The sequence below is a fragment of the Nocardia pseudovaccinii genome, from assembly GCF_050942345.1.
GTDB lineage: Bacteria > Actinomycetota > Actinomycetes > Mycobacteriales > Mycobacteriaceae > Nocardia > Nocardia pseudovaccinii.
Genome location: NZ_CP192074.1, coordinates 5143802 through 5168140, shown reverse-complemented (window position 1 = coordinate 5168140; position 24339 = coordinate 5143802). Strand labels below are relative to the sequence as shown.

The following is a 24339-nucleotide window of genomic DNA, read 5'->3' as shown; positions in this document are numbered from 1 at the left end:
GCCGACGGGATCCGGTTCAGAGGACCGCGCCCGCATCTTTGGCGGCGACGATCTCGTCCCAATTCATGCCGAGTTCGAGCAGGATGGTCTCGGTGTGCTCGCCGTACTCCGGCGAGCGGCTCGGCGGCGCCGGTGTCTCATCGAATTGCACTGGGGCGCTGACGGTTCGGTAGGACTTACCGGCGCTGTCGGTCAATGTCATCAGATAGCCATTGGCGGCCACCTGGGGGTCGGCGAGCACTTCCTGCGGGCTGGCGATGGTGGCCCATACGCCCGGCTCGTCGGCCAGGATCTTCTGCCATTCGGCGAGATCGCGTTGGGCGAAAGTCTCGCGGAGCTCGACCGTCGCGGCTTCGTGGTTGACGACCAGATTCGCCAGCGGAACGAACCGTTCGTCGGTGGCCATATCGGCCCGGCCGATGCGCTCGCAGAATCCCTGCCAATAGCGGTCCGCCTGCAGCAGCATCATCTGCACCCAGCGGCCGTCGCGCGTCTTGTACCGGTTGACGGCGGGATTGAGTGCGGTGCCCGCCGGGTTCGGCGGAATCCGGTCGATATCGTAGTAATCGGCCGCCGCGATATCCGGGGCCACGGCCCACATGCCCTGGGCCAGCAGTGAACTGTCGACGATCGGGGCGTGTCCGGTGCGCTCCCGGTGGAACAGCGCCGCCGTGACGCCGCCCGCCAGGGTAATGCCGCCCTGGAGATCGCCGAAGGCTGGTCCTTGGGCCACCGGATACTCGGCGTCGGGCGGGGTGAGAGCGTAGGCGGCACCGGCGCGCGCCAGATAGCTGGCACCGTCGAATCCGCCGCGCTCGCGTTCGGGTCCGCGGCTGCCGTGGCCGCTGCCCCGGGCGATGATGATCCTCGGATTGAATTCGCGAATTCGTTCGACGGACAAACCGGCGCGTTCGAGCGGCCCTGGCAGCCAATTGGTCAGGAACACATCGGCATTCGCGATCAGCTTGCCGAGGATCTCGTGTCCGCGCTCGGATTTGATATCCACGCCGATGCTGCGCTTGCCGTGGTTGCCGAGTTCCATCATGTAGTTGGCCCGCACCGGCGAGCGCGCGGGATCCAGACCGCCGACGACCAGGGCACGACATGGATCGCCGCCCCTGGTGTCCTCGATCTTGATCACATCCGCGCCCCAATCCGCCAGTGCGGCACCGGCGCTGGGCACATACGTCCACGACGCCAGTTCGACTACTCGGACGCCATTGAGCAGACCCGACATAGCAGCTCCCTTTCCTGCGATTGCTCACCGTCTGGAAGTAATATACGGTAATGCTTACAGTTGAGCATCCAGGATGGACAATCCCGGGCGGGTCTCGGACAACGTCGTCCGAAGGGGATCAGCGTTGCTTCCCGCGCACCCGGAGCTCACCGCCTGCCGCGCGCCGAGGCGATGACGCTCGGTAACTGCTGCCCGACGATCAGGAGGACATGTGAGGGAGCGCAGCGAGCGAACCATCCAGCGCAGCGTGCGGTGGCGCACGGCGGAGCCGAGCGCCTGCGAGGTGGAGTCGTGAGCGAGCGTCAGCGAGTGAACCATCAGCACAGTGCGCCTTCGCGCACGGCGGAGCCGAGCGTCAGCGAGGTGGAGTCGTGAGCGAGATCGTCGGGGAGGCGGCGGCGCCCATCGTCGAATTGGGTCGCCGCGCCGCCGAGCGAGCCGAATTCCGGATGCTGATCGACGGCGAGCTGGTCGCGGCGGCCTCGGGTGCCGCGTTCGACAACATCAGTCCCGCCACCGGCAACGTGCTCGGTAGCACGGCTGCGGCGGGTTCGGCGGATATGCTGCGGGCCATCGCGGCCGCGCGCCGGGCCTTCGATGAAACCGACTGGTCGACGAATCGGGCGCTGCGGCAGCGCTGCCTGGACCAACTGCAGCAGGCCCTCGAGGCCGAAAAGCATGAGCTGGGTGAGGAACTCGTCGCCGAGGCCGGAGCTCCGGTGATGACGCTGCGCAATGCGCAACTGGACTGGCCGCTGGCGGAGTCCCTGCGCTATCCGTCGCGGCTGATCGACGAGTTCGGCTGGGAGCGCGTGCTCGAAGGCGGCGGTCTGTTCGGTGATCGCAACGCGCGCACTGTGATTCAGGAACCGGTGGGTGTGGTCGCGGCGATCTGCCCGTCGAATTTCCCACTCGAGGTCGCGCTCAATAAACTCGGTCCCGCGCTGGCGGCGGGAAATACGGTGGTGCTCAAGCCCGATCCGAATACGCCGTGGCATGCCACCCGACTCGGACGGCTGATCGCCGAGGCCACCGACTTTCCGCCGGGGGTCGTCAGTGTCGTCCCAACGCCGTCCAACGAGGTCGCCGGATTGCTGGCGACCGATCCACGGGTGGACATGATCTCGTTCACCGGGTCGACGGCGGTCGGGCGCACGCTCATGCGGCTGGGCGCGGACACCATGAAGCGGACATTTCTCGAGCTGGGCGGCAAGTCGGCGCTGATCGTATTGGACGACGCCGACCCGGCGGCGGCGCTGCGCAGCGCGGTCGGTGTCTGCGTGCACGCGGGTCAGGCGTGCGCCGCGACCAGCCGGATGCTGGTGCACCGGTCGAAGTTCGACGAGATGGTCGCGAGCGTGGCCGCGGCGTTCGATGCGGTGCCGGTGGGTGATCCGGCGTTACCGGAAACCCTGGTGGGGCCGGTGATCAGCGCGGCGCAGCGCAGCCGCGTTCTGGATGCGTGCACGCGCGCGACGGTCGACGGCGCGCACCTGATCACCGGTGGTGCGGCGGTGCAGAATCTGCCGTCCCCGCTGACCGATGGCTATTTCGTCCAACCGACGGTATTCGTCTGCGACGATCCGAGCCTGCCGATCGCCCAGGAAGAGATCTTCGGCCCGGTCCTGGTGCTGATGCCGTTCTCCGATGACGAGGAGGCCGTACGCGTCGCCAACAACAGCGCCTACGGTCTTGCGGGCGCGGTGCTCTCGGGGTCGCTGGAGCGGGGGATGGGTATCGCGCGGCGCATCCGGACCGGCGCGATCGGTGTCAACGGGGGCATGTTCTACGGCGCCGACGCCCCCTTCGGCGGCTACAAGAACAGCGGCGTCGGCCGCCAGTGCGGCCTGGAGGGTTTCCAGCAGTACCTGGAGACCAAGACCATCGGCAGTCGAATTCCGAGGCGGCACTGAACAATTCGCGACGCCGTGGCCACTGCGGCGCGCGGCCCACCACTGAAGACGGAAAGGGTGTAACCCGTGGGGAAATTGGACAACAAGGTCGCGGTGATATCGGGTGCCGCGCGCGGGCAGGGACGTTCGCACGCGGTCAATCTGGCCGCCGCGGGTGCGAGCATCATCGCGCTGGATATCTGTGCCGACCTCGAGGGGAATACCTACCCGCTGGCCCGTCCGGAGGATCTGGAGGAGACGGCCCGGCTGGTCGAAAAGGAAGGTGTCCGCGTCCATCCCGTGGTCGTGGACGTGCGAGAACGCAGCGCGGTCTGGAGTGCCGTCGCGGCGGGTGTCGAGGCGCTGGGTCGGCTCGACATCGTGGTGGCCAATGCGGGTATCTCCGCGATGGGCAAGGGCCAGACCATGCGGTCGTGGTCGGATACCGTCGATACCGATCTGGTGGGCGTGTTCAATGTAATCCAGGCCAGCATCCCGTACCTCGGTGCCGGAGCGTCCATCATTGCGACCGGATCGCTGGCGGCCCAACTGGGCAGCTCCACCAAGCAGGGGCCTGGCGGTTCGGCCTACAGCTTCGCGAAACAGGTTGTCGCACACTACGTCAACGATCTGTCGATCCAGTTGGCGAAGCAGTCGATCCGGGTAAACGCTGTTCACCCGACCAATGTGAATACCGATATGCTGCACAACGAGGGCATGTACAAGGTCTTCCGGCCCGATAAGGAGTCGCCGACTCGCGTGGACGCCGAGGCGGCATTCCCCGCGATGCAGGCGATGCCCATCCCTTATATCGAACCGCAGGACGTCTCCAATCTCGTTGTCTTCCTGGCCGGTGACGACGCGCGCTACATCACCGGCAGCCAATTGCGGGTGGATGCGGGCGGTTTCGTCAAAGCCGTACCATGGGGCAAGGGCCGATGAACGAGACGGCGACCACCTACCGGCTGTTCCGCTGCCTGATCTGCGGATTCGAATACGACGAGGAACTGGGCTGGCCCGATGACGGCATTGCGCCCGGCACGAGGTGGGACGAGATTCCGGACGACTGGACGTGTCCGGACTGCGGCGCCGAGAAATCCGACTTCGAAATGGTCGAGGTCGCGCGATGAGCGTCCCGCGTCGGGGGCGGGACGATCCCGTCCAGATAGCAGGTATACCAAGATGATTCGGTGTACCGCTGGTGGCCGTGCCGCGTGAGTAGTGACATGCCGGCTTGTACTGTATGGCTAACTGTAAGGTGTATAAAAGGAATTGAGAACGCCGCGCCCTCGGGTGCGGCTCGATAGCTCAGAGGTTGAGAGATATGGCCAAACCTGTCATCGTCAGCGCCGTCAGGACTGCGATCGGACGATCATTCAAAGGGGCGCTGGCGAATGTGCCCTCCGAAACCCTGGCGACCACGATCCTGCCCGAGGCGGTCCGGCGGGCCGGTATCGACCCGGCCGCCGTCGACGATGTCATACTCGCCGAATTGAATTATGGCGGTGGCGATCTGGCGCGCCATGCCGCCGTGGCCAGCGGCATGCTGACCGTGCCGGGCCAGGCGGTCAATCGGCACTGCACGGGCAGTCTCACCGCGATCGGGAACGGCGCCGCGCACATCGTCTCGGGAATGGAGCGGGTGATCGTCGCGGGCGGTGTGCAGTCGCTGTCGACCGCGCCGATAATGAAATGGCGGGTGCCGGGCCGAGTCGAGCTCGAGTTCATCGAACCGTGGATGCCGCCGTCGCATCCGGAGACGCCGGACGCGCCGACCCTCGACATGGCGATCACCGTCGGCTGGAATACGGCCAAGAAGGCAGGCATCAGCCGCGCGGAGATGGATGCATGGGCACTGCGGTCGCATCAGCGCGCGGTTGCCGCGATCGATGCCGGAAAGTTCGTCGACGAGATCGTGCCGATGAAGATCCAGCAGCTCGATGGCTCGGTGATCGACTTCGCGGTCGATGAATTCCCGCGCCGCGATACCACTTTGGAACGGCTGGCGGCCCTGCCGGTGCTGCATCCGGAGATCGAGGGCTTCTCGATCACGGCCGGTAACAGCAGCGGGATCAACGACGCCGCGGCGGCGGTGACGCTGGTCGGCGACGACTATGCCGCCGCCGAGGGGCTCGAGGTCCTCGGCACGGTGCGGGCCTGGGCCAATGCCGCCGTCACCCCGGCCGACAACGGGCTCGCCGCGGGCAAGGTGATCGGCAAGATTCTGGACCGCGGGGGTCTGAAGCCCGCCGACGTGGCGCTGTGGGAGATCAACGAGGCCTTCGCGTCGGTGCCGATCGCCGCGGTGCGCGAGCACGGAATCGACGAAGAGTTGGTGAACTTCTCGGGCAGCGGATGCAGTCTGGGACATCCGATCTCGGCGTCCGGTGCACGCATGGTAGCCACTTTGCTCTACGAACTGCGCAGGCGCGGCGGCGGCATCGGCGTTGCGGCGATGTGCGCGGGTGGCGGCCAGGGCGGCGCGCTCATCGTGGAGGTCTGACCACCCTCGGCCGGGTTCCGGTTCGCTCGGTGCGGACCGGAGACCGGCCGCGGTGCTCATACTGAATGACTTATAGTAAGTATTTCTAAAGCTGTTGGAACGAGTGGAGGCTATCGGTGTCGGATGAGGTTCTGCGGGAACGCCGCGGGCGCACACTGGTGATCACGATCAACCGGCCGGATGCGCGCAATGCGATCAATACCGCGGTCAGTCAGGGGCTGGCCGACGCGGTCGACGAGCTCGACGAAAGCCCCGAACTATCGGTCGCTGTGGTGACCGGCGCCGGTGGGAATTTCTGTGCGGGAATGGATTTGAAGGCATTCTCGGCCGGTGAAATCGTGATCGTACCGGGGCGTGGCCTCGGCTTCACCGAAAAGCCGCCGGTCAAGCCGATCATCGCCGCGGTCGAGGGGTACGCGCTGGCGGGTGGCACGGAGGTGGTGCTGGCGACCGATCTGATCGTCGCGTCGAAAACCGCGAAATTCGGTGTGCCCGAGGTCAAGCGCGGCTTGGTCGCCGCGGGTGGTGCGCTGCTGCGGCTGCAACGCCGCATCCCTTATCAGAAGGCCGTCGAACTGGCGCTGACCGGTGACAATTTCACGGCCGAGGAGGCCGCGGCCTACGGCCTGGTGAACGTGCTCGCCGAGCCCGGTAAAGCGCTCGAGGAAGCACTGGCCCTGGCCGAGCGGATCACGGCGAACGGACCGCTTGCTGTCGCGAAAACCAAAGAGGTCCTGGTCAAATCCAGCGACTGGACCTCCGACGAGATGTGGCAGAAGCAGCTGGAACTGGTCATTCCGGTGTTCCAGTCGAAGGACGCGCAGGAGGGGGCGCTGGCCTTCGCGGAGAAGCGCGCCCCCAAATGGACCGGTGCGTAAGGGCTTTCGGCTCGCGCGCCGCATCACAATCGACCCATGAAGTAAGGAGACGCTGTGTCGTTCGAAGGTGAAGTTGTACTGGTGACCGGCGGTGCCGGTGGGTTGGGCGATGCCACGGTGCGCCGGTTGCACGGTGCGGGCGCCGCCGTCGTCATCGCCGACGTCAACGATGAGAAGGCGACGGCGCTGGCCGATGAACTCGGTAACAAGGTCGCCTATGTGCGCACTGACGTGCTCGATGACACAACCATCGAGGCCGCGCTCGCGAAGGCGGATGAGCTGGGTGTGCTGCGGTACGCGGTTATCGCCCACGGTGGTTTCGGTGTGCTGGAGCGCGTCATCAACCGGGACGGCAGCCCGGCGACGCTGAAGGGCTTCGCCGATACCATCGCGTTGTATCTCACCGGCACCTACAACGTGTTGCGCCTGGCCGCCGCCCGGATCGCGAAGCTGGACCCCAAGCCGAACGGCGAGCGCGGCGCGATCGTGATGACGAGCTCGATCGCCGGGTACGAGGGACAGATCGGTCAGTCCGCCTACTCGGCGGCCAAGGGCGGGGTGATCTCGCTGACCTTGTCGGGCGCACGGGATCTCAGTTCGGTGGGCATCCGGTTGAACAGCATCGCACCGGGCACCATCCATACGCCGCTGATGGACTTCCTCGGCGAGGAGCGGCTGGCGAAATTCGCCGCGTCGGTGCCCTTCCCGAAGCGGCTCGGCGCGCCGGACGAGTACGCCTCGCTCGCTCAGCACCTGCTGGAAAACCCGTACATCAACGGCGAGGTCGTGCGGATCGATGGTGCGCAACGATTCCAGCCGAGGTGAGTTGGGTCTGATGGGTGGGGGAGCGGGGGAGCCCGGCCCGGTGCACCGCGCAGCTCGGAGGCGCGGCTGCGTAGGTGGCACCTCGATCCCTCGCCGCAGGTGAACGGACGTTCGCGTGACGCTGTCGACGAGCCGATCACCAGCACGGTTCGCGAGGTTCTGAACACATCGCGGTCGCCGTTCCGAATTATGGGACGGCGATCGTTGTATTTCGGCCTCAGCGTACGGCTTTGTCGCGCCGTTTGGGTGGCCGCGCCACCAGCGTGGTGTCGGTGGATTCGGAACTATTCGACTGCGCTTCGGCTCGGACGCCCGCGAGCAGCCAGCGAATCGACATCGCGAAGTTCTTCTCGGTTTTATCCACCCGCGCCGCGGATTCCTCGGAAAGCTTCGGTTCACGCAGGCCGCGAACCTCCACGATGGTGTGATTGATCGTGAGATTGGCCAGCGCGCGACAGCACTCGACCGCAAGGCGAAATGGAAAGCCTTCGCGCCGAGTGGCATCCACCAAATCGTGGACATAGTCCATAACCGCATTGCGATCGTCGATCGTCATCAATTCGGTGAGGTACGGGTGTGCCCGCAATGCGTCATGCAGGGACAGGCACCACTGCAGTGCCGTCGACTCCCAATCCTCGTATTCGTGAAAGTCCAGTCGCAACAGCGAGAAATGCCGGGCCACCAGGGCGCGGATGAGTTGTTCCCGATTGCCGACCTGCTGATACAGCGTGCGCGTCGAGATCCGGAGTTCGGTGGCCAGCCGCCGCGTGCTCAGCGCAGCGGTACCCTCGGCATCCAGCAATGCCAGCGCATGATCGTAGATCGACTCGACGGGTATGAGCGGCTTGGCCATCGTTGCATTCTACGTGCGCTCGCCTGTCACGCTATTTCCCGCGATGGACCGCAGGGCTTCGACCAGATCGGCGATATCGGCGCTGTCGGGCGCATAGCCCGGAAAATAGCAGCAGACATCGGATGCGTACTCGCCGTAGCGCTCTCGAACCTGGTCCGCGCATTCCTCCGGAGTGCCGACGATCCCGTAGGCACGCACCATCGGCTCGGTGATCAAGGCCCGCATCTCGGCGTACTTGCCCTGTTTCGACAGCTCGTTGAGTTCGGGCTGCAATTGCTCCCACCCGTGCACTTCCAGAACCGCACGGTAGGGCGGGGTCGATCCATAGAAGGCGATGAGCGAGGCCACCCGATCGACGGCCGTCGCGAGTTTAGCCTCGGTGCGCCCGACCGCAACCATCGCCTGGGCGATGACCTGGAACTGGTCCAGCCCCCGCCGCGACTTCCGTAATCCCGCGGTAATGGCGGGCACGGTGCGCTCGGCGAAATGCCGGGTGCTGTTGAACGGCATGACCAGCAGGCCGTCGGCCACTTCGGCGGCCCTGCGGGTCATCACCGGCCCCAAGGCGCCCATGAGTACCGGCGGTGGTCCGAACGGGTTGGGACCAGGATCGAAGTTGGGCGGCATCAGCGTGTGGGTGAAGTACTCGCCGCGAAAGTCCAACGGCGCCTTGCGCTCCCATGCGGCGAAGATCGCCTTGACCGCGGCGACCGATTCCGCCATCCGATTCGCCGGTTTTCCCCATTGGCTGCCGTAACGCTTTTCGATGTGCACGCGGACCTGTGACCCCAGGCCGAGCCGAAATCGCCCGCCGCTGTATACCTGCAGGTCGTATGCGGCGTGTGCCAGATGCAGCGGACTGCGTGGCCCGGCTATCGCCACATTGGTCATCAGTTCCAGATCGGTTTCGCCCGCCGCCAGCACCAGCGGGAAGAAGACGTCGTGCTGTCCCTCGAAGGAAAAGATTCCATCGGCGCCCAGTGCGGCGATCGCACGGGCGCTGTCGCGGACTTCGGTCGGTGATCCGTCCACCTGCAAATGCACTTTCACCGGAATTGTTCCTCTCGATCATTTCGACCACGGCCGGGCAGGTCGAGCCCTTGTGGCCAGCCCGTGAAGTCTGATAAGAAATCACTGTAGTTTTATCCTGTGCAGCGTCTTCCGGCAACCGTCGACAAATGTGATGAGACGAGAGCGTGAGCGAATATCTTCATTCCCGGCAGCGGGGCGCGGTACGCGTTCTGACCATCGATCGGCCCGATTCGAAAAATGCACTGCACGGTCCCTTACGAAATGCCCTGTGCGAGACCATAGCCGACGCCGCCCGCGACGACACCGTGCGCGCCGCGGTGCTGACCGCGGTCGATCCGGTATTCAGTGCCGGGGTCGATTACAAACAACTCGCCGCGGTGGCCAGCTCGCCCGAGATCAATCCGGCCGCCGCCGCACGCGCGGCGCGTAAGCCGGTGATCTGTGCGGTGAACGGGGCATGCGTCTCCGGTGCGCTGGAGATCGCGCTCAGCTGCTCGTTCATCATCGCCTCGGAACGTGCTCGCTTCGCCGACACACACGCCTTGCTCGGCGTGGTGCCGACCTGGGGACTCAGCGCACTGCTGCCGCGCGCGGTCGGCATCCGGGCGGCCCGGCAGATGTCGATCACCGGTGCCTTCGTCGACGCCGACACCGCACTTCGGTTCGGCCTGGTGAATCATGTTGTGCCGCATAAGGATTTATTGCCGTTCACCCCCCGACTGGGGTCTGACGGTGCGCAATCTCGACGGTCTGGCGCGGGTCTGACAGCAGTCCGACCGGCACTGCGCTTGCGGTGCCGGTCGGTGCGGTGCCTATAGGCGGTAGTCGCGCAGTACGCCCTTGCTGATAATCCGTTTCTGGATCTCACTCGTACCTTCGCCGATCAGCATGAACGGCGCCTCGCGCATCAGCCGCTCGATTTCGTACTCGGTGGAATAGCCGTAGCCGCCATGGATGCGGAAACTGGCCTGGGTGACTTCGTTGCAGAATTCACTGGCCAGGTATTTGGCCATGCCCGCGGCCACATCGTTGCGTTCACCCGAGTCCTTGAGCCGGGCGGCATTGACCATCATCAGATGTGCCGCTTCGACTTTGGTCGCCATCTCCGCCAGGCTGAAACCGATGGCCTGGTGCTCGACGATGGGTTTGCCGAAGGTCGAGCGTTGCTGGGCGTAGCGGGCGCCGAGTTCGAATGCGCGGATGGCTATGCCACAGGCGCGCGCGGCGACATTGACACGGCCGACTTCGATGCCGTCCATCATCTGCTTGAAGCCCTCGCCCGGAATGCCGCCGAGCACCGTGGCCGCGGCCGCGACGTAGTTGTCGAACAGCAGCTCGGTGGTGTCGATGCCCTTGTAGCCCATTTTGTGGATCTTGCCGGGAATGGTCAAACCGGTTGCCACGGTGCCGTATCCGGCGGGCTTTTCGATCAGGAAGGCGGTGAGGTTGTCGTGCGGACGTTCGCGCCCTTCGTCGGTGCGGACCAGAACCGCGACCACGGTCGCCGTCGAGCCGTTGGTCAACCACATCTTCCGGCCGTCGATGACGTAATCGCCCGCCTCGTCGCGGACCGCTTTCGTGCGAATGGCGGCCACGTCCGAGCCGAGTTCGGGCTCCGACATCGAGAACGCACCCCGAATCTCGCCCGTGGCCATCCGGGGCAGAAAGTGCCGCTTCTGCTCGGGGGTGCCGTGGTGCTGAAGCAGATACGCCACGATGAAGTGGGTGTTGATCACCCCGGAAATGCTCATCCAGCCCCGGGCGAGTTCTTCGACGCAGAGTGCGTAGGTGAGCAGCGATTCGCCGAGTCCTCCGTATTCCTCGGGGATCATGAGGCCGAACAGCCCCATCTCCGCCATGCGGTCGACGATGGCCTGGGGGTAGGTGTCGGCGTGTTCGAGTTCCTGAGCGCTGGGAATGATCTCCTTGTCCACGAATGCGCGGACGGTATTCAGGATTTCGGTCTGGATCTCGGAAAGACCGTGCGTTCGTGCGAGTTTCACAGCACCACCACCGTTACCGTTTCCGCGACGCATGCGGGTTTGGACTGTCCTTCGTTCTCGATGGTCCAGCGGACGGTCAGCTGTGCCCGTGACTGCTCGACGCGCAGGTCCGCGATGGTCGCGCTGGCACGGATTCGGGTGCCCGAGCGGACCGCCGACGGGAAGCGAACGGTGTTGCTGCCGTAGTTGATTCGGGCCGTGCCGAAGTCGAGGCCGTAGATGTCGCGGCCCAGCAGCGGGATCAGTGAGAGCGTCAGGTAGCCGTGGGCGGTGGTCGCACCGTATGGTCCGCCCGCGGCGCGCCGGGGGTCGACGTGGATCCACTGGTCGTCGCCGGTGGCTTCGGCGAAGGCATCGATGCGCGCCTGGTCGACAGTCAGCCACGGGCCCGGTCCGATGGATTCGCCGACCGCGTTTCGCAGCTGGTCCAACGAGGTGAATACGCGCTTGGTCATGCCACCCTCTCGAAGACGGCGGCAAGGCCCTGTCCGCCACCGATACACATGGTTTCCAGCCCGTAACGCAGTTCGCGCCGGTGTATTTCGCGCGCGAGCGTCGCGAGCATTCGTCCGCCGGTGGCCCCCACCGGGTGGCCGAGCGAGATGCCGGAGCCGTGCACATTCGTGCGTTCGAGATCCTGCTCGCCGAACTTCCATTCGCGCAGTACGGCGAGGGCCTGGGCGGCGAAGGCCTCGTTGAGTTCGATCAAGTCGATATCGGCCAGGGTGAGCCCGGCCCGGCTCAGCGCCGCCTCGGTCGCGGGCACCGGGCCGATGCCCATGATGGCGGGTCGCACTCCCGCCACCGCCCACGATTTGAGGGTGACCAGTGGGGTGAGCCCGAGTTGTTCGGCTTTCTCACGCGTGGTGACCAGGCACATGGCAGCGGCGTCGTTCTGGCCGCTGGAGTTGCCCGCCGTCACCGTGGCATCCGAATCCCGCTGTGCGCGAATGGGTTTCAACTTGGCGAGTGCCTCGACGGTGGTATCGGCGCGCGGGTGTTCATCTATCTCGATCCGGCTTTCCGCACCCCGCGCGGATACGGTGACCGGGATGATCTGCTCGGCGCTCGCGCCGCTCTGCTGGGCCGCGACCGCACGCTGATGCGACAGCACGGCGAGTCGATCCTGCTCCACACGGCTGATCTCGTAGGTCTTGCGCAGGTTCTCCGCGGTCTCCAACATGCCGCCGGGGACCGGATGATGTTGTCCCCCCGCCGTTTCGCGGCCGCGCGCGAGACCGTCGTGCACCTGGACACCCCCGCGTGCCCCGCCCCACCGCATATCGAGCGAATAGAACGCGACATTGCTCATACTCTCGGCGCCACCCGCGACGACCACCTCGTTGGCGCCGCTCTGCACCTGCAGCACGGCCTGGATGACGGCTTGCAGACCCGAACCGCACCGCCGGTCGACCTGCATCCCGCCGACCGTGACCGGCAACCCGGCATCGAGTGCGACCACCCGGCCGATGGCGGGGGCCTCGCTGTTCGGATAGCAGTGGCCGAGCACAACGTCCTCGACCAGTTCGGGATCGATTCCGGTGCGCCGCAACAGACCTTGTAATGCGACGACGCCGAGGTCGGCCGCGGACAGCGACCGCAACGATCCACCGTAGCGTCCGATGGGGGTGCGGACGGGTTCGCAGATCACAACTTCACGCATGGAATTCGTCTCCAGGAGCAGGGAAATCGACGCCTCGGATCGCCCCGCGGCGGCTACATGAACCGCCCACCGGTCACCTCCAAGGTGGTGCCCGTCATATAGGAGGACAGGTCCGAGGCCAGGAACAGCGCGACATTCGCGACCTCGATCGGCTCACCGGCGCGTGACATCGGAATCTCGGACATCTTCTGCGCCCAAACATGTTCGGGCATCGCCAAGGTCATCGCCGAACGAATCAACCCGGGCTGGATGGCATTGACCCGTACCCCGTGTCCGGCCGTTTCCTTGGCCGCGGCCTTGGTCAATCCGATGATGCCCGCCTTCGCGGCGGAGTAGTTGGTCTGACCGGCCATCCCGACCTTGCCCGAGAGCGAGGATATGTTCACGATGCTGCCGCGCCGGGCTTCCCGCATGATCGCCGCGGCCAGCCTGGTGCCGTGCCAGGTGCCTTTGAGATGTACCGCGATCACCTCGTCGAAGTCCTCTTCGGACATCTTGCGCATGGAAGCGTCGCGGGTGATGCCCGCGTTGTTCACCATGATGTCGAGCGCGCCGAATTCGGTGAGCGCCGTATCGAGCAGGGCTGCGATATCGGTTGCCCGGGTGACGTCGCAGCGCACCGCACGCGCGACATCGGCGCCCAGAATTTGTTGTGTGTCACGGGGATTCAGATCACCCACCACCACACGTGCCCCGTGCTGCACGAATGTTTCGGCGATGGCGAGTCCGATGCCCTGGGCGCCGCCGGTGACAACGGCGACGCGGCCTTCGAGTAGCGACATGGATATGTCCTTAGTACTGAGCTCAGTATTGAGTGGAACCTAGGTCGACCGATATCTGGGCTGCGGTGATGAAGCGCGCTTCGTCGCTGGCCAGCCAGCACACGGCATTGGATACGTCCTCCGGCTCGGCGACCCACGCCGGGAGGAACGGCGTGGTCATATGTGCCAGTTGCGGATTCGATTCGAACGCCCGGCCCAGCGCGTTGACCATGTCACCGCTGCCCATGGGCGTATTGACCGCGCCTGGGTGCACGCTGTTCACGCGGATGTCGTGTTTGCCGAGTTCGGCCGCCAGTGATCGGGCCATTCCGGTGATGGCGTGCTTGCTGGCCGTGTAGTGCACCATGAAAGGCTGCCTCTTCACGCCCGCGGCGGAGCTGATCAGAATGATGGACCCGCCGCGGCCGCCATCGATAATGTGCTGGGCGCCTGCGACGACGGTATTCCAGGTTCCGATGACATTGACGTCGATGACATCCCGGAATGATTCGGGGGTGATCGCGTCCCAGGTTTCCGGGATGCAGATTCCGGCGTTGGCGACGATGGTGTCGAGGCGACCGAGGGTGTCGATACCCTCGTTCACGGCCTTGCTCAATCCGTCCAGGTCCCGGATGTCGACGGTGGAGGCAAGTATGCGGCGGCCGGTCGCTTCGACCAGGCGAACCGTCTCGGCGAGATCGTCGGGCGTCGCTGAATCATAGGGAACCGCTGGTGGGAGTGGGCCCGCCAGGTCGACGGCGATGATGTCAGCGCCTTCGGTCGCCATGCGCACCGCGTGCGCGCGGCCCTGACCTCGCGCTGCTCCGGTTATGAACGCCACCTTATCCGTGAGTCGGCTGGTCACTTGCTCTCCTTTGCCTGCGGCGTCGTATGCGGATGGATCATATCCGCGAGCGGAGAACCGGCCTCTCGTTACCGTATCGCCGATCGCCGAAATGTATATCGTATTGTCTATCGTAAGTGCAACGGTAGCCACTGTGGAGGTTGCCGCCTGGATCGAGTGAGGAGTGCGCGGATGTCGCGAGTCATCGGTTTTGTCGGTGCGGGACAGATGGGCGAACCGATGGTGGTTCGGCTGGTGCGTGCGGGCTATCGGGTGGTGGTCTACGCGCGCCGTGAACCGGTGCGGAAACGTTTGCGGGAATGCGGTGCGGAGGTGGTGGATTCGGTTGCTGTGGCGGCCGCGGCCGATATCGTGATCGTCTGTGTGTTCTCCGACGCGCAATTGGTCGAGGTCGTGGGCGGTCCCGACGGAGTGTTGGCGGCGGCGGGCCCGGATACGGTCGTGGTGTCGCATACGACGGGCGCGGTGTCGACGGTAAAGCAGTTGGCCGCAACGCATCCGGACGGACCGGTGCTGTTGGACGGGCCGGTGAGCGGTTCGGCCGAAGATATCGCGGCAGGGAAGTTGACGGTGCTGCTGGGCGGTCCGGCGTTGGCGGTGGAGGCGGCGCGCCCGGTGCTCGAGGCCTATGCCCGAACAATTGTCGCCACGGGTGGGCTCGGCAGCGCATTGGGTGTGAAACTGGTGAACAACGCGCTGTTCGCCGCGAATGCGCAACTAGTGGCACTCGGGGCGGAGGTCGGCAGGCGATTGGGCATCGAGGACAACGATTTGCTGGATGCGCTGGCGGCGTGCAGCGGTAACAGCTTCGCGGCCAGCTCTATTCGGCGCACCGGAGGATTCCCGAAATTCGAACAGTTGGCGGCGCCTTTCCTGCGCAAGGATGTTGCGGCCTGTGTCGCCGCGACAGCCGATCTCGGCGTCGATCTCGGCCTGCTCGGCACCGTCATCGCCGACGGGCCGTTCGAGCTCGGGTGATCACCGGTCCGAACAAGCCGGTACCGAGACGTCGTCGGTAGGCATCGCGACGTCCGATTGCCTCACGCGAGGCCGTCGACAACCGGCCGAGCACGTCGTCCCGTAACCCCATGTCCCACAACCGATCGCAGCGGATTCGTCGCTGGCGGGCAACAAGCCTGGGGATTTCCCGCGCAACGGGCAGCCCGCCGTGTTCGAGTGACCTTACCCACAGATACTGTCCGATCGGACAGTATCTGTCCGATCGGACAGTATCGTCGGTGTTATGGCAGGTCATCGAATCACTCTGCGCGACCAGCTCTTGGACGCGGCGTTGCGACTGTTCACCGTGCACGGCTTCGGCGGAACGTCGCTGCAGGACATCGCTACGGAGGTGGGATGTTCGAAGGCGTCGCTGATCTATCACTTCGCCAGCAAGGAAGCGATCGCCACCGAGTTACTGGCACCGACCTGGGACGCGGTCGAAGAACTACTCACAAGGCTTGATTCGCTGCCCGACGACCAAGTAGCCGCAGCGGCGGTCACGGGCTTCGTGGACCTGGCGATCCGCTATCGCCGCCATATGGCGCTACGGATGCTGCGAACAGCCGAGTTCGACGCCAATCCCGCACTGCGCAGCCGCACCGATCAGAACGTGCGCCTCCACGGGGCCATCGCGGGCCGGTCCCGGACGCCGGTACACCAGCTGCGCGCACGGATGGCGCTCGGCGCAGTCGTGGTGGCCATCACGACGGGACCGGATCCCTTCCCTGAGCACCTGCAGCACGAAGTGCTGCAGGGTGCGCTGCGACTACTCGAAACCAGTTCCGCCACAGCGGAACTGGACCACTGAGCGAGAAGGAGATACCGAATGGATTTCCCACGCAGGCGACTGCTGGGCACGACCATCCCGGCACTGTTGGTCGTCGGCGGGCTGATCGCGGCGACGACGGCATGTTCCGATGGCGATAGCGGCTCTCCCGGTCGGGCTTCGGGCGCGGCAGGTCCGGGAATGTCGTTGCTGACCCCGCAGCAACACCAGGTCGACGAGATCGCGTTGAAGCTGCTCGAAGATCCCGCCGTCAAGGCCGCGCGGGACGACGGCAAGAAGATCCTGGCCGCGCTGCCACAGGCGCAGCTGGAAGCAGGCAAGGCCACCCTCGACGGGGCCGTCGACGAGGCGGAATACCTCGCGGTGCGTTCGGTGGCTGCCCGCGTCCCCTCGACACCGACAATCATCTGGACCTCGGGTCCGGGATACTCCTGGGGCAACCAGCAGGTGCCGGGCAGTCGCTGGGCCGGTGACGGCCCCGACCGGATCTACCGATCGTTCGCCGCCGCACCGCAGGGGAGCTATGTCATCCACGGGCGCCGGGCCGCGAACCCGTCCAACGACGACTTCAGCTTCGAAGCCCGCTCCACCGCCACCATCGGGCCGAACCCGTCGGCCACACTGACCGGCCACGACATCGACATCGCATCCGATGGAACCTTCACAGTCACCGTCGATGCCCAGCCCACCGCACCAGGGCAGCGCAATCACCTCACGCTGGCTGCGGGTTCGCAGACCGTCGTGATGCGCGACACCCTTACCGACTGGTCGACCCAAACTCCCAACCAGCTGACCGTTACCCGCACCGACTCCAACCCGACAACCACCACACCACCCCCGGCCGATCTGGCGAACCAGGCCGCCGCGGAAGTGGTCCGGATCATCGAGCAGGATGCCGGATTCATCGCCGCCGCTAACGCGCAGCCGGTGAACTCGGCGCGCACCAACATCCGCCAGGCTCGAGACGGCGTGCCGGGCACCGCCGGATCGTGGGCGCCGTTCCACCTCGGACCCGATCAGGCGCTCGTGTTCACCATTCACCCGCACACCGCGTCCTATGTCAGCATCCAACTGACCGACCCGTGGTTCCGGTCCATCCCCTACTGGAACCACACCAGCAGCCTGACCAACCAGCAGATCAAACCCAACTCGGACGGCTCGGTCACGTACGTCGTGTCGCTCGAAGACCCCGGCTACTACAACTGGCTGGATCCCGACGGGCTCACCGACGGCATCTACCTGCTGCGCGTCGAAGATTTCGCCACTCCGCCCGCCGACCCCGGCGCTATCGTCGACGCCCCCGAGCTGATCGACCGCGCCGCGCTGCCCAGCGTGCTGGACCCCGGTATGCCGCGCGTCGACGCAGCCGGACGAGCAGAGCAACTCGACCAACGGGCCGTCGGCTATCAACGCCGACTCGCGCAATAACGGTCGCGCATCCAGATCCTCCGGCACTCACGAGGACACGTCCATGGCCCATCGCAATGCTCCGCTATTCGTCGAGAGCCGTCGCCGCCCAGTGCGTCGCTGCCAGACCCGGCCGATCGCGCACGTGGCCGCAGAGGTGGGCATCTCGCGTCAGTGTGCCTCGAAGTGGGGCAACCGACACCAGTTCGGTGACCTCGGTCTCGAAGACCGGTCGAGCGTGCCACATCGCCAGCCCACCGGGACCGACGCCGAAACAATCACCGCGATCGAGGCGATGCGTCGCGCGAACAAGTGTCCGCGCGTTGCATCGCGTTCGAACTCGGTGACCAGGGCCGGGCAATTGCGGTGCGCACCAGATCCCGGCACCTGGCCCGGCTTGGCGTCAACCGGCGGCGCTTCATCGACCCGACTGGCGAAATCGACCGCACCCCAGCCAAGATCACCGGACGATGGTCGGGCCACATGGTGCACATGGACGTCAAGAAGGACGGGCACATCCCCGACAGCGGCGGATGGCGAGTGCACGGCAAGAACTCCGAGCAGGCTGTGCGGTCGAGCGCGCCAAGAAGGCCGGAACCAAAGCGGGATATGTCTACCTGCGCTCGGCAGTCGACGGCTTCTCCCGCTTCGCCTACACCGAGGCGTTGGCCGATGAGAAAGGAGCCACCGCAATCGGATTCATGCACCGAGCGCGCGCCTTCTTCGCCGAACACGGCATCATCCACGTTCACCGCATCGTCATCGACGACGGAAGCTGCTACCGCGCACATAATTTCGCGCGAGCGCTACTGGGAGCCCACATCAGACCCCAAACCTACACTCCCCGCCGCAACGAGAAAGTAGAACGCTACCAAAGGATTCTGTCCGAAGAACTGCTCCTTGCCCGCGAATGGACCTCAGAACACCAACGCCGTGCCGCAATCGCCGTATGGAGTGTTCGCTCCAACTACCATCGACCCCACTGCGCCATCGAAAACCAACCTCCCGCCTCCACACACGCGTCACCAACCTCACGCCCTCATACGGCTAGCGCGAAAACATTAACGGCCCCAGCCCATTACGTGTTGGGCTGAGGCCGTTGCCTACGATCAGGTCTGGTTTACGCCGTGGGGCGGGTGAACTCACCGTCTTGCACGCCCGCGGTGAAGGCGTCCCACTCGCCTGGGGTGAATACCAGTGCCGGGCCGGTCGGATTCTTGCTGTCACGAACCCCTACGCCACCACCGTCCAGGAATGCCACCTGCACACATTCGTGGTTTCCGGAGCTGCGGGTGCTCTTGAACCATTTCGCACCCGCTAGGCGGTCATCGCTCACTGTCTCGAGTCCTTCCGTGCTACCTGCCGCAGCAGTGCCCTGCTGGCCACCGCATCCAGCGCTGTGTGCTGGATCGTCGCAGACGCCCGCCGGTGCAGCTCGACGTCCGTCTCTTCCTCAAGGTACATGTCGCCGGAGTAGTTCTCGACGTAGACGACGGTCGGTTCGGCTACACCGTTCGGTTTGGGTTCGAAGTCGAGGATTACGAACGGTCCGACTGGTGTGCCAAGTGGAAAGCCTGCCTTGAATGGCAGGATGCGGATCGAGATGTTCGGGTTGGTGCTCATATCCGCAAGATGTCGGCATTGAGCCGCTGTGATCGCCTCGCTTCCGACGATCGTGTGCAGAACACATTCGTGCAGGACGAGATCGACGGTGACCGGTGACTTCTTGCGGGTGAGGATTTTCTGGCGCTGCATCTTCAACTCGATCCGGCGATCGTGCTCCTCCTCGGATTCCTTCGGGAAGTGGATCCGATTCAATGCGCCAGCGTAATCGGCCGTTTGGAGCAGTCCGGGCACCAGATCAGGTCGCCAGATTTCCATCAACCGCGCGTCGGTCTCCAAGCGCATGTAGACGTCGAGGTTGGCTCGAATGAGATCGTTGTACGGGTTGTACCAAGTCTTTTCGGCCACCTGCCGCGCCAGCTCGATCATGGCCGCGACTTCATGGTCCGGGATTTCGAGGATCTTGCCGAGCTCGACGAGATCCCGGTCCAGCACCTTGCCGGGTTCTCCTCGTTCGAAACGCGCGTACCTACTGTGGCTCCACTGCATCGCTTTCGCGACCGCCTCCTGGGTGAAGGACGTGTTCGCCTCGCGCTGTCGGCGGACGAACTGCCCCAGCTGGCGTCGTGGCAGTGAAGTGTGTCCCGCAAAGACCATCGCAGCTCCTTGGCACTATCAGAAATGACAGGGGTCGAATGCCATAGTGGCAGGCGCCCTGCGGTTTTGAATCACTTTCGGAGAGTTGCTGATTCGGCAGTGTCGATTTGGCGGTCGAGTGATCTGATGTGGAGGCGCCTGGGCGGAAGGCTTTGATGCGAGACCCCGCCCGCTGGCTCGACGGTTCCATCCCATTCGAGGCCGGGTGCCCAAAGACTCGGTACGACCGGAGGTTCGCAATGATAACGAATAAGGAAGTGGCAGAACTGGATACACGCCGAAGTGCCCGGCCGAAAGCTGTCGGATTCGTGCGCGGTGACGTGTCCGGACTCGCAGCACCCCAGCACGCGAGCGTTGTGACACGGCATGCCGAGTCGTTGGGCTATCAGTACGTTTACACGATACGGCCGCCACAGGACACGCCCGATCCGATCGGATATGCCATCGGTATCGCGGCCGGGCTCGATGTGGCCGCGCTCGTTGTCTACGACCTGGCTCACGTCGACGATCAACCGGCGCGGGTATGCGAGGGCTTCGATCTCGAAACCGTCTGTCCCGCAACAACTTGGGCACGGGCAGCGGGCCCTGGGCCTTGTGCGGTGGGTGCGGCGTGATGAGCCAGGAATTGACCTTCGCCCTGCCGGAGATCTGCGAGTGCGCGGACATCGAACTGGCGCACGAACTGATGCGCAGGCACCGTACCTGCCGGATTCATCGGTGCGCGTGGAAGGCGGCGGCGTATTACACGCTGGTCGATGCCGGACGGCTCGTCCCGCAATCGGTGACCCCGCGCGAGCGGACCGCCGCCCGGGGGATCGCGTTCCCTCCGTCGGACAGCGAGCCGCGCGCCCGCCATGGGCTGCCCTTGCGCACATTGCACGAGGTGCTGGACAAGCTCAACGAGCTGGCATCGCCGATCTCCGGCGCATTCGCGAACGATCACGGCAACGACTGACTTCGAACGGGGGCCGGAATGAGCGAGCGTCGCAGCGAGATCGACGGCTGGCGGGCCGACTGGCGGATCGACCGGCACCGCATCCGAATAATGCTGGTCCGCAACCTATCCGAAGCGCAACCGCTACTGTCCGCCGCGACCCCTGCCGCCGCACCGGATCTGGCCGACCTGCGCGAGCGATTCCCGGAACTCTCTCGATTGTGGGATGCGATCCGGCATGAATATTGGCTCGAATTCTTTGTCCCCCAAGAATATTCACAGGGAACCATCTAGTGAAAGGTGTATCCGGTGACTTCCGATCCGGAATCGGTCCGAGAGCAGCAGCTCGCCAGTCGCGCCGAACGAGCGGGTTACCTGCTGGTGCGCGATCAGCGCTGGACACTGCTCGAAGCGGAAGACGGCGAAGCGCTGTATTCGACAGCGTCACTGGACCTCATCGAGCAATGGCTGTCCCAATGACACATCCGGCGGATACCCACCGCACCCCCGCAACTCGGTTCGCTGATAATTGTCCAGCAATTCGAGTCATTACGGGCGGTCCGGGACGAGCAGCTCGGCGCGTGAATCGTCCTGGCGTGCAACGTCGCTCGCCCGGCTACCGTGTCGGTGGGCGGTAGTACGGTGCGCCACATGGCCGCGAACCCGTCGAACCCGCACGACGCCTACTTCCGCAACGTGCTGGGCCGACCCGCCGAGGCGGCCTCGGAACTACGGCTGGTATTGCCGAAGGAGATTGTGGCGCGCCTGGATTGGTCCACGCTCGAGGTGCAGTCGGGCACCTTCGTCTCCGATGAGTTGCGGTCCCGCCAGAGTGACCTACTGTTCCGCACTCGCCTCGACGGCCGCGACGCGTTCGTCTATATCTTGCTGGAACATCAGAGCCGCAGTGACAATCTGATGCCGTTCCGGATGCTCGAATACGTCGTCAACATCTGGAACCATTACCTACGCTCCCAGCCCGATGCGCGACTGCTGCCGCCGATCATCCCGGTTGTCGTGCACGTCGGCCCGAACGGATACCGATGGACGGCCCCCATGGACGTGGTGGACCTGATCGACGCTGACGCCGACGTCCGAGCGGCGCTCGGAGAGTACCTGCCACGGTTGCGCTACGTACTCGACGACGTCAATGCCGTCGATCTGCCCGCACTGCTGCGACGGCCGCTGACACCCGCGGCCAAGGTGATGCTCTGCCTGCAGAAGATTGTGTCGGGCAACCCCGACCTGGTGACGCAGCTGCTGCTTCTGCGCCCCGAACTGCGGGCCATTATCGCAGGTCCAGGCGGGAAACAGGCCTTCAGAGCCATCGTGAAGTACATTTTGTTCGTCGGCGATATAGACGCCGACGACCTCGATCCCCTCACCGATCAACTCGGGACCGAAGCCAAGGAGGTCATCGTGACTACTGCCGACAAATTGCGTGCAGAGGGCGAAGCGCGTGGGGAGGCCCGTGGTGAAGCCCGTGGTGAAGCCCGTGGTGAAGCCCGTGGTCGGGCGGCGGCGTTGATTGAGCTGTTGACGTTGAAGTTCGGTCGGTTGCCCGCGTCGGTGGAGCAGGTGATCCGTGATGGTGGGTTGGAGCAGCTGAAGGTATGGACCGCGCGGGTGCTCACGGCGAGCAGTCTTGATGATGTCCTGGCCTGAGCGAGCGCGGATCGATCGACTCGGCCCGAAGCCGAGGAGGTCATTTTGACTGCCGCTGACAGGTTGCGCGCAGAAGGTCGTGAAGAAGGTCGCGCAGAAGGTGAAGCGCGGGGTGAGGCGCGGGGGCGCGCGACGGCGTTGATCGAGCAGTTGACGTTGAAGTTCGGTCGGCTGCCCGATTCGGTTGAGCAGGCTATTCGTGATGGTGGGTTGGAGCAGTTGAAGGTGTGGGCAGCGCGGGTGCTCACGGCGAGCAGTCTTGATGACGTGCTGGCTCGAGAGGGCGCGGCTCGAGGACGCGAGCGCCGACCGATCAACTCGGGACCGAAGCCAAGGAGGTCATCGTGACTACTGCCGACAAATTGCGTGCAGAGGGCGAAGCGCGTGGGGAGGCCCGTGGTGAAGTGCGCGGGCGGGCGGCGATGTTGATTGAGCTGTTGGCGTTGAAGTTTGGCCGGCTGCCCGATTCGGCGGAGGGGGCTATTCGTGGGGCCGGGTTGGAGCAGCTGAAGGTGTGGGCAGCGCGGGTGCTCACGGCGAGCAGCCTAGATGATGTGCTGGCATGATCGCCGTTTCAAGCCTTCGTGCTGTCGATACGGGTCTATTGCTGACGGCGTTGGGCGTTCTTGACGAGTCTGCCGCCGATGATCAGGCGCTGGATCTCGCTGGTGCCCTCGTAGAGTCGCAGCAGCCGGACATCGCGGTAGATGCGTTCGACGGCCACATCACGCATGTAGCCGGTGCCGCCGTGTACCTGTACCGCCAAATCGGCTACCTTGCCTGCCATTTCGGTGCAGTACAGTTTTGCGACCGATGGCGCGATGCGCCGGTCCTCACCCGCGACCCAACTGTGCGCCGCATCGCGGACCAGCGCCCGGCCCGCCATGACCCCGGTCTGCATGTCAGCGATCATGGCCTGCACTAACTGGAACTGACCGATCGCAGTGCCACCCTGAGTGGCGGTCGCGGCGTAGGCCACCGACTCGTCGAGGGCGCGTTGTGCGGCGCCGACCGCGAGTGCGGCGATATGGATCCGGCCGCGGGCCAGTGAGGTCATCGCCGCGCGGTAGCCGATATCCTCGCTGCCGCCGACCAGCGCCTCGGGGCCGACGCGCACATCTCGGAATCGCACCTCCGCCGTCCACGCGCCCTCCTGACCCATCTTGCGGTCCTTGGGTCCGACCTCGACGCCGGGGGAGTCCGCAGGCACGAGGAATACCGCGATGCCTGCGCCGTTTTCGTCGGCCGGACGGGTGCGTACGAAGGCGACGAACAGATCCGCCACGGGAGCATTGGTGATGAATCGCTTCTCGCCGTTGATGATCCAATCCGCACCGGAACTGACCGCCGTACTTCGCAACGATGCCGGATTGGAACCTGCCCCGGATTCGGTGAGTGCGAACGAGGCCACCACCTCACCGGAGGCGATGCGCTCGAGCCACCGAGACTTCTGTTCCTCGGTGCCGAATCCGACCAGTACCTGGCCCGCGATCCCGTTATTGGTGCCGAACATCGATCGCAGGGCGAGCGTGGTGTAGCCGAATTCCATTGCCAATTCGACGTCCTGTGCGAGATCGAGGCCGAGCCCGCCCCATTCCTGGGGGATCGCGTAGCCGAACAGCCCCATGGCCTTGGCCTGTTCGACGATATCGTCGGGCATCCGGTTCTCTTCGGCGATCTCGCGCTCCCGCTCGACGACGACGGTTCGGACGAACTTCCTGGTGTGAGCCAGGATTTCGCGGAAATCCTCCGGTGCGACCGCACAGCCGCCGGTGGACGAACTCGTCATGACATGGCCTCCTGGTTGACCGC

Annotated in this window: 28 protein-coding genes and 1 pseudogene; 18 read left to right on the top strand and 11 right to left on the bottom strand. The window is 64.9% G+C overall.

Annotated elements, in window-relative coordinates:
• Positions 1–16: 16 nt before the first annotated feature.
• Positions 17–1237, bottom strand: a complete 1221-nt coding sequence (locus ACQPZ2_RS23410) for a CaiB/BaiF CoA transferase family protein (RefSeq protein ID WP_433520405.1) — start codon at positions 1235–1237, stop codon at positions 17–19.
• Positions 1238–1686: 449 nt separating this feature from the next.
• Between ACQPZ2_RS23410 and ACQPZ2_RS23405 the strand changes: the two genes are divergently transcribed.
• The 6 genes from ACQPZ2_RS23405 to ACQPZ2_RS23380 all read left to right on the top strand — a co-directional run bounded on the left by ACQPZ2_RS23405 (position 1687) and on the right by ACQPZ2_RS23380 (position 7335).
• Positions 1687–3150, top strand: coding sequence for an aldehyde dehydrogenase family protein (locus ACQPZ2_RS23405; protein WP_433527501.1), 1464 nt, complete (start codon positions 1687–1689; stop codon positions 3148–3150).
• 66 nt (positions 3151–3216) lie between these two features.
• Complete coding sequence (locus tag ACQPZ2_RS23400) at positions 3217–4071, top strand: mycofactocin-coupled SDR family oxidoreductase (RefSeq protein WP_433520404.1); 855 nt, start codon at positions 3217–3219, stop codon at positions 4069–4071.
• Positions 4068–4259, top strand: coding sequence for a rubredoxin (locus tag ACQPZ2_RS23395; RefSeq protein WP_433520403.1), 192 nt, complete (start codon positions 4068–4070; stop codon positions 4257–4259). The genes ACQPZ2_RS23400 and ACQPZ2_RS23395 overlap by 4 nt, the downstream gene beginning before the upstream one ends.
• A 194-nt stretch (positions 4260–4453) precedes the next feature.
• A complete protein-coding gene (locus tag ACQPZ2_RS23390; protein ID WP_433520402.1) occupies positions 4454–5632 on the top strand; it encodes a thiolase family protein in 1179 nt (392 codons plus the stop codon).
• A gap of 116 nt (positions 5633–5748) precedes the next feature.
• Positions 5749–6510, top strand: coding sequence for a crotonase/enoyl-CoA hydratase family protein (locus ACQPZ2_RS23385; protein ID WP_433520401.1), 762 nt, complete (start codon positions 5749–5751; stop codon positions 6508–6510).
• A gap of 54 nt (positions 6511–6564) precedes the next feature.
• Positions 6565–7335 carry an SDR family NAD(P)-dependent oxidoreductase gene (locus ACQPZ2_RS23380; protein WP_433520400.1) on the top strand — a complete coding sequence of 257 codons (771 nt, stop codon included), beginning with the start codon at positions 6565–6567 and terminating at the stop codon, positions 7333–7335.
• A gap of 217 nt (positions 7336–7552) precedes the next feature.
• Here the strand turns inward: ACQPZ2_RS23380 and ACQPZ2_RS23375 are convergent, their stop codons facing one another.
• A complete protein-coding gene (locus ACQPZ2_RS23375) occupies positions 7553–8188 on the bottom strand; it encodes a TetR family transcriptional regulator (protein ID WP_433520399.1) in 636 nt (211 codons plus the stop codon).
• Positions 8189–8197: 9 nt separating this feature from the next.
• The gene (locus tag ACQPZ2_RS23370) at positions 8198–9238 is read right to left on the bottom strand and encodes a TIGR03617 family F420-dependent LLM class oxidoreductase (RefSeq protein ID WP_433520398.1); all 1041 of its coding nucleotides are present in this window, start codon (positions 9236–9238) and stop codon (positions 8198–8200) included.
• A 146-nt stretch (positions 9239–9384) separates the two neighbouring features.
• Between ACQPZ2_RS23370 and ACQPZ2_RS23365 the strand changes: the two genes are divergently transcribed.
• The gene (locus tag ACQPZ2_RS23365) at positions 9385–10038 is read left to right on the top strand and encodes an enoyl-CoA hydratase-related protein (RefSeq protein WP_433520397.1); all 654 of its coding nucleotides are present in this window, start codon (positions 9385–9387) and stop codon (positions 10036–10038) included.
• Here ACQPZ2_RS23365 and ACQPZ2_RS23360 read toward each other — a convergent pair.
• The 5 genes from ACQPZ2_RS23360 to ACQPZ2_RS23340 are packed head-to-tail and all read right to left on the bottom strand — an operon-like array spanning position 10033 to position 14512.
• Complete coding sequence (locus ACQPZ2_RS23360; protein ID WP_433520396.1) at positions 10033–11256, bottom strand: acyl-CoA dehydrogenase family protein; 1224 nt, start codon at positions 11254–11256, stop codon at positions 10033–10035. The genes ACQPZ2_RS23365 and ACQPZ2_RS23360 overlap by 6 nt on opposite strands.
• Positions 11220–11678 (bottom strand): MaoC family dehydratase, encoded by a 459-nt coding sequence (locus ACQPZ2_RS23355; RefSeq protein ID WP_433520395.1) that lies wholly within the window; start codon positions 11676–11678, stop codon positions 11220–11222. The genes ACQPZ2_RS23360 and ACQPZ2_RS23355 overlap by 37 nt, the downstream gene beginning before the upstream one ends.
• A complete protein-coding gene (locus ACQPZ2_RS23350) occupies positions 11675–12886 on the bottom strand; it encodes an acetyl-CoA C-acetyltransferase (protein WP_433520394.1) in 1212 nt (403 codons plus the stop codon). Before ACQPZ2_RS23350 ends, ACQPZ2_RS23355 begins: the two co-directional genes overlap by 4 nt.
• Before the next feature lie 53 nt (positions 12887–12939).
• Positions 12940–13668 carry a 3-oxoacyl-ACP reductase FabG gene (gene fabG / locus ACQPZ2_RS23345; RefSeq protein WP_433520393.1) on the bottom strand — a complete coding sequence of 243 codons (729 nt, stop codon included), beginning with the start codon at positions 13666–13668 and terminating at the stop codon, positions 12940–12942.
• A 22-nt stretch (positions 13669–13690) separates the two neighbouring features.
• Entirely contained in the window at positions 13691–14512 is an 822-nt protein-coding gene (locus tag ACQPZ2_RS23340; RefSeq protein WP_433520392.1) for a mycofactocin-coupled SDR family oxidoreductase, read from the bottom strand.
• Positions 14513–14683: 171 nt separating this feature from the next.
• Between ACQPZ2_RS23340 and ACQPZ2_RS23335 the strand changes: the two genes are divergently transcribed.
• The 4 genes and pseudogenes from ACQPZ2_RS23335 (at position 14684) to ACQPZ2_RS23320 (ending at position 18759) form a co-directional block, all read left to right on the top strand.
• Positions 14684–15490, top strand: a complete 807-nt coding sequence (locus tag ACQPZ2_RS23335; protein ID WP_433520391.1) for an NAD(P)-dependent oxidoreductase — start codon at positions 14684–14686, stop codon at positions 15488–15490.
• Between the two features lie 265 nt (positions 15491–15755).
• Positions 15756–16322, top strand: coding sequence for a TetR/AcrR family transcriptional regulator (locus ACQPZ2_RS23330; RefSeq protein WP_433520390.1), 567 nt, complete (start codon positions 15756–15758; stop codon positions 16320–16322).
• 18 nt (positions 16323–16340) lie between these two features.
• On the top strand, positions 16341–17729 hold the full coding sequence (locus tag ACQPZ2_RS23325) for a hypothetical protein (RefSeq protein WP_433520389.1): 1389 nt from the start codon (positions 16341–16343) through the stop codon (positions 17727–17729).
• 43 nt (positions 17730–17772) lie between these two features.
• Positions 17773–18759 (top strand): annotated as a pseudogene (locus tag ACQPZ2_RS23320) (integrase core domain-containing protein).
• Between the two features lie 69 nt (positions 18760–18828).
• Here ACQPZ2_RS23320 and ACQPZ2_RS23315 read toward each other — a convergent pair.
• Both ACQPZ2_RS23315 and ACQPZ2_RS23310 read right to left on the bottom strand, forming a co-directional pair.
• On the bottom strand, positions 18829–19044 hold the full coding sequence (locus ACQPZ2_RS23315) for a DUF397 domain-containing protein (RefSeq protein ID WP_433520388.1): 216 nt from the start codon (positions 19042–19044) through the stop codon (positions 18829–18831).
• Complete coding sequence (locus ACQPZ2_RS23310) at positions 19041–19928, bottom strand: helix-turn-helix domain-containing protein (RefSeq protein WP_433520387.1); 888 nt, start codon at positions 19926–19928, stop codon at positions 19041–19043. The genes ACQPZ2_RS23315 and ACQPZ2_RS23310 overlap by 4 nt, the downstream gene beginning before the upstream one ends.
• Before the next feature lie 257 nt (positions 19929–20185).
• Between ACQPZ2_RS23310 and ACQPZ2_RS23305 the strand changes: the two genes are divergently transcribed.
• The 7 genes from ACQPZ2_RS23305 (at position 20186) to ACQPZ2_RS23275 (ending at position 23093) form a co-directional block, all read left to right on the top strand.
• Positions 20186–20542, top strand: coding sequence for a hypothetical protein (locus tag ACQPZ2_RS23305; RefSeq protein WP_433520386.1), 357 nt, complete (start codon positions 20186–20188; stop codon positions 20540–20542).
• Positions 20542–20883, top strand: a complete 342-nt coding sequence (locus tag ACQPZ2_RS23300) for a hypothetical protein (protein WP_433520385.1) — start codon at positions 20542–20544, stop codon at positions 20881–20883. Before ACQPZ2_RS23305 ends, ACQPZ2_RS23300 begins: the two co-directional genes overlap by 1 nt.
• A gap of 18 nt (positions 20884–20901) precedes the next feature.
• Positions 20902–21156, top strand: coding sequence for a hypothetical protein (locus ACQPZ2_RS23295; RefSeq protein WP_433520384.1), 255 nt, complete (start codon positions 20902–20904; stop codon positions 21154–21156).
• Between the two features lie 15 nt (positions 21157–21171).
• Positions 21172–21342: a hypothetical protein gene (locus ACQPZ2_RS23290; RefSeq protein ID WP_433520383.1), complete on the top strand. Its 171-nt coding sequence runs from the start codon at positions 21172–21174 to the stop codon at positions 21340–21342.
• 171 nt (positions 21343–21513) lie between these two features.
• Entirely contained in the window at positions 21514–22527 is a 1014-nt protein-coding gene (locus tag ACQPZ2_RS23285) for an Rpn family recombination-promoting nuclease/putative transposase (protein WP_433520382.1), read from the top strand.
• 45 nt (positions 22528–22572) lie between these two features.
• A complete protein-coding gene (locus ACQPZ2_RS23280; RefSeq protein WP_433520381.1) occupies positions 22573–22875 on the top strand; it encodes a hypothetical protein in 303 nt (100 codons plus the stop codon).
• A complete protein-coding gene (locus tag ACQPZ2_RS23275; RefSeq protein WP_433520380.1) occupies positions 22872–23093 on the top strand; it encodes a hypothetical protein in 222 nt (73 codons plus the stop codon). The genes ACQPZ2_RS23280 and ACQPZ2_RS23275 overlap by 4 nt, the downstream gene beginning before the upstream one ends.
• A gap of 35 nt (positions 23094–23128) precedes the next feature.
• Here ACQPZ2_RS23275 and ACQPZ2_RS23270 read toward each other — a convergent pair whose 3' ends face one another.
• On the bottom strand, positions 23129–24316 hold the full coding sequence (locus ACQPZ2_RS23270; protein WP_433520379.1) for an acyl-CoA dehydrogenase family protein: 1188 nt from the start codon (positions 24314–24316) through the stop codon (positions 23129–23131).
• Positions 24317–24339 lie beyond the last annotated feature (23 nt).

What these genes read in the sequence shown, in the direction of transcription:
- ACQPZ2_RS23325 (WP_433520389.1), top strand. Translation starts at nt 16,341, where the DNA reads ATGGATTTCCCACGCAGGCGACTGCTGGGCACGACCATCCCGGCACTG.
- ACQPZ2_RS23410 (WP_433520405.1), bottom strand. Translation starts at nt 1,237, where the DNA reads ATGTCGGGTCTGCTCAATGGCGTCCGAGTAGTCGAACTGGCGTCGTGG.
- ACQPZ2_RS23295 (WP_433520384.1), top strand. Translation starts at nt 20,902, where the DNA reads ATGAGCGAGCGTCGCAGCGAGATCGACGGCTGGCGGGCCGACTGGCGG.
- fabG (WP_433520393.1), bottom strand. Translation starts at nt 13,668, where the DNA reads ATGTCGCTACTCGAAGGCCGCGTCGCCGTTGTCACCGGCGGCGCCCAG.
- ACQPZ2_RS23300 (WP_433520385.1), top strand. Translation starts at nt 20,542, where the DNA reads ATGAGCCAGGAATTGACCTTCGCCCTGCCGGAGATCTGCGAGTGCGCG.
- ACQPZ2_RS23395 (WP_433520403.1), top strand. Translation starts at nt 4,068, where the DNA reads ATGAACGAGACGGCGACCACCTACCGGCTGTTCCGCTGCCTGATCTGC.
- ACQPZ2_RS23405 (WP_433527501.1), top strand. Translation starts at nt 1,687, where the DNA reads ATGCTGATCGACGGCGAGCTGGTCGCGGCGGCCTCGGGTGCCGCGTTC.
- ACQPZ2_RS23285 (WP_433520382.1), top strand. Translation starts at nt 21,514, where the DNA reads ATGGCCGCGAACCCGTCGAACCCGCACGACGCCTACTTCCGCAACGTG.
- ACQPZ2_RS23360 (WP_433520396.1), bottom strand. Translation starts at nt 11,256, where the DNA reads ATGCGTCGCGGAAACGGTAACGGTGGTGGTGCTGTGAAACTCGCACGA.
- ACQPZ2_RS23390 (WP_433520402.1), top strand. Translation starts at nt 4,454, where the DNA reads ATGGCCAAACCTGTCATCGTCAGCGCCGTCAGGACTGCGATCGGACGA.
- ACQPZ2_RS23310 (WP_433520387.1), bottom strand. Translation starts at nt 19,928, where the DNA reads ATGGTCTTTGCGGGACACACTTCACTGCCACGACGCCAGCTGGGGCAG.
- ACQPZ2_RS23270 (WP_433520379.1), bottom strand. Translation starts at nt 24,316, where the DNA reads ATGACGAGTTCGTCCACCGGCGGCTGTGCGGTCGCACCGGAGGATTTC.
- ACQPZ2_RS23375 (WP_433520399.1), bottom strand. Translation starts at nt 8,188, where the DNA reads ATGGCCAAGCCGCTCATACCCGTCGAGTCGATCTACGATCATGCGCTG.
- ACQPZ2_RS23350 (WP_433520394.1), bottom strand. Translation starts at nt 12,886, where the DNA reads ATGCGTGAAGTTGTGATCTGCGAACCCGTCCGCACCCCCATCGGACGC.
- ACQPZ2_RS23330 (WP_433520390.1), top strand. Translation starts at nt 15,756, where the DNA reads ATGGCAGGTCATCGAATCACTCTGCGCGACCAGCTCTTGGACGCGGCG.
- ACQPZ2_RS23335 (WP_433520391.1), top strand. Translation starts at nt 14,684, where the DNA reads ATGTCGCGAGTCATCGGTTTTGTCGGTGCGGGACAGATGGGCGAACCG.
- ACQPZ2_RS23355 (WP_433520395.1), bottom strand. Translation starts at nt 11,678, where the DNA reads ATGACCAAGCGCGTATTCACCTCGTTGGACCAGCTGCGAAACGCGGTC.